This window comes from Isoptericola croceus (genome assembly GCF_029382255.1).
In the GTDB taxonomy this organism is placed as follows: domain Bacteria; phylum Actinomycetota; class Actinomycetes; order Actinomycetales; family Cellulomonadaceae; genus Isoptericola; species Isoptericola croceus.
Genome location: NZ_JARLLG010000448.1, coordinates 1 through 259 on the forward strand (window position 1 = coordinate 1; position 259 = coordinate 259).

The 259-nt window shown below is 38.2% G+C and carries 1 protein-coding gene; it reads right to left on the minus strand.

The window, feature by feature from the left end; genetic code table 11:
- On the minus strand, nt 1–259 hold a 259-nt coding region (locus PZC42_RS21830), incomplete at both ends, for a DDE-type integrase/transposase/recombinase (RefSeq protein WP_277214297.1).

The window sequence follows — 259 nt, forward strand, 5'->3', positions numbered from 1 at the left end:
TAGGGACAGCCCTTATGACTAAAGGAATGTTCTATACCGTAGAATTTAATGCGCTCGGAAAACTCATCACTTGTATATTGTGATCCCAAATCAGAGTGGAATACTACTCCATCTTTGGGTTGTTGTGTAGTATAAGCGTTTTCTAAAGCCTTTAATACGATGTCTGTTGCCATAGAACGTGAGAAACAATAGCCAATTATTTTCTTTGTGTGTAGATCCATGACAGAAGCTAGATAACACCATCCATCTTTCAAGGTGT